The 4,172-nt window shown below is 70.3% G+C and carries 5 protein-coding genes; 4 read left to right on the top strand and 1 reads right to left on the bottom strand.

The genetic code is table 11. From position 1 onward, the window contains the following. Positions 1–80 precede the first annotated feature (80 nt). Positions 81–812 carry a sulfotransferase domain-containing protein gene (locus IM632_RS04280; RefSeq protein ID WP_296551545.1) on the bottom strand — a complete coding sequence of 244 codons (732 nt, stop codon included), beginning with the start codon at positions 810–812 and terminating at the stop codon, positions 81–83. Positions 813–907: 95 nt separating this feature from the next. Between IM632_RS04280 and rfbF the strand changes: the two genes are divergently transcribed. The 4 genes from rfbF to IM632_RS04300 all read left to right on the top strand — a co-directional run. After that, the gene (gene rfbF, locus IM632_RS04285; protein WP_296480112.1) at positions 908–1,681 is read left to right on the top strand and encodes a glucose-1-phosphate cytidylyltransferase; all 774 of its coding nucleotides are present in this window, start codon (positions 908–910) and stop codon (positions 1,679–1,681) included. Further along, a complete protein-coding gene (rfbG, locus tag IM632_RS04290) occupies positions 1,642–2,739 on the top strand; it encodes a CDP-glucose 4,6-dehydratase (protein ID WP_296552042.1) in 1,098 nt (365 codons plus the stop codon). Before rfbF ends, rfbG begins: the two co-directional genes overlap by 40 nt. Continuing rightward, entirely contained in the window at positions 2,736–3,974 is a 1,239-nt protein-coding gene (locus IM632_RS04295) for a class I SAM-dependent methyltransferase (RefSeq protein ID WP_296524929.1), read from the top strand. The genes rfbG and IM632_RS04295 overlap by 4 nt, the downstream gene beginning before the upstream one ends. Beyond that, positions 3,974–4,172: dTDP-4-dehydrorhamnose 3,5-epimerase family protein (locus IM632_RS04300; RefSeq protein WP_296552043.1), on the top strand; the 199-nt coding region annotated here is incomplete at its 3' end. The genes IM632_RS04295 and IM632_RS04300, both read left to right, overlap by 1 nt.

A 4,172-nucleotide genomic window follows, 5' to 3' on the forward strand; every position in this document is an offset into this window, starting at 1 on the left:
CGCGGTCCACCTCCCCCTGGAAGGTGGAGGAATTACAGTCGCTTAATTGCTCCCCCGAGGGTGAGGGGGGCGGCGGACTTTCAGGAGGCCCAGCTGATCCCGGTCAGGGCCTTCAGGCGGGCCTGGTCAGGGGCGTAGACCTGTCGCAGGAAGGCGGCGTCGGCTTCGGGGATCGGAGCCGGGGCGCCCACGTGGACGCGGCGGGGGCGCACCTGCGGCGGGGGCGGCGTTCCGGCGAAGGCGGACAGGCGGGCGAGGACGCCGGCGGGGGCGGCGTCGAGGTCCTCGGCCCTCTCGATCAGGACGTCGGCGGGATCGAAAAGGGAGAAAAGCCTTTCGACCTGCTCGCCATAGAAGCCGCGCTCGACATAGGAGAACTCGCGATGATGGCCGAAGGGCTCGGCCTCGAAGAGGCGCTGGCGGCCCCGGCGAATGCACCAGGAGAAGGGCTGATCTTCCGCGCCCCGGGCGGTTTCCATACGCCAGTGGGACCAGGCCCTTTCCACGGGATCGCGCAGGAGGAGGACGAGGCGCACCCCCGGGCAGGCGGTGGCGATCCGCTCCAGGGCGCCGGGCCAGTAGATGTAGATGGGGGTGGCCTCGACGCGCACGCCGGGCCGGTCGGGGAAGTGGGCGGCATAGGCGGACAGGTCGGGCGTGGGGGCGGCCGGGTCCTCGACATCGAAGAAGTGGATCTCCTTGACGTCGGACCGGACGAAGGCGGGGTCGTCGCCCAGATAGTCGAACAGGGCGGTGGTGCCGGCCTTCTGGGCGCCGATGATGATCAGGTCGACGGGCCGTTCAGGCTTCATCGGCGCACGGGTTCGGGCTAAGAGGGGGCGCGCGCAGGCGGCGCGACAGAGGGATGCACAGCGTCTTGACCCAATCCGACAGTCCCGCGGCGGGGATGAAGGCGGTGATCCTGGCCGGCGGCCTGGGCACCCGGATCTCCGAGGAAAGCCACCTGCGGCCCAAGCCCATGATCGAGATCGGCGGCCGGCCGATCCTGTGGCACATCATGAAGCTGTACTCCCACTTCGGGGTCCGGGATTTCATCATCTGCCTCGGCTACCGGGGCTACATGATCAAGGAGTATTTCGCCAACTACGTCCTGCACAACGCCGACCTGACGGTGGACCTGGCCAAGGGCGCGGTGGAGTACCACGCCACCCACCATGAGCCCTGGCGCGTCACCCTGGTGGACACCGGGGCCGAGACCATGACCGGCGGGCGACTGAAGCGGGTGGCAGGCTACCTGGAGCCCGGGCGGCCCTTCTTCTTCACCTATGGCGACGGGGTGGCGGATCTGGACATCGGCGCCCTGGCGGCCTTCCACAGGTCACATGGACGGCAGGCGACCGTGACGGCGGTCTCCCCCCCCGGGCGCTATGGCGCCCTCGACATCCGCGACGGGTCCGTGCAGCGCTTTGTTGAGAAACCCCCTGGCGACGAGGGCCTGATCAACGGCGGCTTTTTCGTGCTGCAGCCCGAGGTGGTGAGCCGGATTTCCGGCGATCCCATGCCCTGGGAGTCCGAGCCCCTTCAGGGCCTGGCCGCCGATGGCCAGCTGATGGCCTTTCCCCATGCGGGCTTCTGGACCGGAATGGACACCCTGCGCGACAAGAACAACCTCGAAGCCCTGTGGGCGTCGGGCCAGGCGCCCTGGAAGCTGTGGTCCTGACCCGCCCCGATCCCGCCTTCTGGGCCGGAAAGCGGGTCCTCCTGACCGGGCACACCGGCTTCAAGGGCGGCTGGACGGCCATCTGGCTGTCGGCCCTGGGGTCGAATGTGACGGGCCTGGCCCTAGCGCCGGACCAGGAGCCGGCCCTGTTCGACCTGGCCGGGGTGGGCGGGCTGGTGGACTCCCGGATCGCCGACCTGAGGGACGCGACCGACGTCGCCCAGACCCTGATGGCGGCGGAGTTCGACCTGGTTCTGCACATGGCCGCCCAGCCCATCGTGCGCACCGCCATCGCCGATCCTGTCGCCACCTTCGCCGCCAACATCATGGGCACGGCCCACCTCCTGCAGGCCCTGCGCGACCGGCCCGCCCTGGCCGCCGTGCTGGTGGTGACCTCGGACAAGGTCTACGCCAACGCCGAGACGGGCCGGGCCTTCACCGAGGGCGACGCCCTGGGGGGCAAGGATCCCTATTCGGCCTCCAAGGCGGCGACGGAGATCATCACCGCCTCCATGGCGCGCAGCTATTTCGACCGGGCCGGCGTGCCGGTGGCCACGGCCCGCGGCGGCAATGTCATCGGCGGGGGCGATTTCTCCCGCGACCGGATCGTGGCCGACATCGTGCGGGCGGCGGCGGCGGACGAGGCGGTCGTCCTGCGCCATCCTGAGGCCACCCGGCCCTGGCAGCACGTGCTGGACTGCGCTGCGGGGTATCTGGTCTTCCTGGAGCGCCTCGCGCAGGACCCGGCGACGCCGAGGGCCCTCAATTTCGGCCCGGCGCCCGGCGGGGCGGAGGTGACGGTGGGCGAACTGGCCAGCCGGGCGACGGCGGCCCTGGGCGGGAAGCCCTGGCGGCATGAGCCGGACCCGGGGTCGCTGGAGGCCAGGGCCCTGGGCATAGATGCAGGGCTGACCCGGCGGGTGCTGGGCTTCGAAAGCCGGCTGGCGGCGCCCGAGGCCATCGACTGGAGCATGGAGTGGTACCGGCGGCAGGCCGACGGAGAGCCCGCCCTGGCCCTGTGCCGCGAGCAGATCGCGCGCTATGAGGCCCTGCCATGACCGCGCCTACCTGCCGATTCTGCCGCGCGCCCCTGACCCAGGACTTCCTGGACCTGGGCCTTCAGCCCCTGGCCAACGCCTATCTGACGCCCGAGCAGCTGGCGGCGGGGACGGAGAAGACCTATCCCCTGCGCACCCGGGTGTGCGGATCCTGCTTCCTCGTCCAGGCGGATGACCCCGTCCCGGCAGGGGAGATTTTCGACGACGGTTACGCCTATTTCTCCTCCTACTCGGACAGCTGGGTGGCCCACGCCCGGGCCTACGCGGAGGGTATGGCGAAGCGGTTCGGACTGGGTCCAGACTCGCGGGTCATCGAGGTGGCCAGCAATGACGGCTATCTGTTGCAGCACTTTGTCTCCATGGGCGTGCCGGTGCTGGGGATCGAGCCCACGGCCAACACGGCCGCCGCCGCCCGGGACCGGGGCGTGCCCACCGAGGTGGTCTTTTTCCATGAGGCGACCGGCAGGGACCTGGCCGCCCGGGGCCTGACCGCCGACCTGATGGCGGCCAACAACGTCCTCGCCCACGTGCCGGACATCGGCGACTTTGTCGGCGGCTTCCGGCACGTGCTGAAGCCGGAGGGCGTACTGACCTTCGAGTTCCCGCACCTGTTGAACCTGATCGAGCAGGTTCAGTTCGACACCATCTATCACGAGCATTTCTCCTACCTGTCCCTTCTGGCGGTGGAAACGGTGCTCAGGGCCAAGGGCCTGCGGCCCTTCGACGTGGCGCTCCTGCCCACCCATGGCGGATCGCTCCGGCTGTTCTGCTGCCGGGCGGACGCCTCCCACGCCGAAACCGAGGCCCTGATGGCCCTGCGCGCCCGGGAGGCGGCGGCGGGGCTGGACCGGCTGGAAACCTACGGCGGCTTCACGGCGCGGGTCGAGGCCGTGCGTTCGGCCTTCCTGGACTACCTAGCGCAGGCCAGGTCAGCGGGCCGGAAGGTGGCGGCCTACGGCGCGGCGGCCAAGGGCAACACCTTCCTGAACTATGCCGGCGTGGGAGCGGACGACATCGTCGCCTGCTTCGACGCCAACCCGCACAAGCAGGGCCGCTTCCTGCCCGGCAGCCACATCCCCATACTGGCGCCGGATCAGATCGATGTGGTGCGGCCGGACGACCTCCTGATCCTGCCCTGGAACCTGCGCGAGGAGATCATGGCCCAGACCGCGCGCATCCGCGCCTGGGGCGGCCGCTTCGTCACCGCCTCGCCCGAGCCCCGGATCTGGGACTGATGCGCTTTTCGCCCACGCCCATCGCCGGCGCCGTGGTGGTGGACATCGATCCCGTCGAGGACGAGCGGGGCGGTTTCGCCCGGCTGTTCTGCCCGCGGGCCTTCGCCGCCGCCGGCCATCCCTTCTCGCCCGCCCAGACCAGTCTGTCGCGGAACAGGGCGGCCTTCACCCTGAGGGGCATGCACTTTCAGCCGGCGC

The organism is Phenylobacterium sp. (assembly GCF_020402505.1).
In the GTDB taxonomy this organism is placed as follows: domain Bacteria; phylum Pseudomonadota; class Alphaproteobacteria; order Caulobacterales; family Caulobacteraceae; genus Phenylobacterium.

Bases quoted from the DNA above. Each gene is read 5' to 3' on its own strand.
- IM632_RS04280 (WP_296551545.1), bottom strand. From the start codon at position 812: ATGAAGCCTGAACGGCCCGTCGACCTGATCATCATCGGCGCCCAGAAG.
- rfbF (WP_296480112.1), top strand. From the start codon at position 908: ATGAAGGCGGTGATCCTGGCCGGCGGCCTGGGCACCCGGATCTCCGAG.
- IM632_RS04295 (WP_296524929.1), top strand. From the start codon at position 2,736: ATGACCGCGCCTACCTGCCGATTCTGCCGCGCGCCCCTGACCCAGGAC.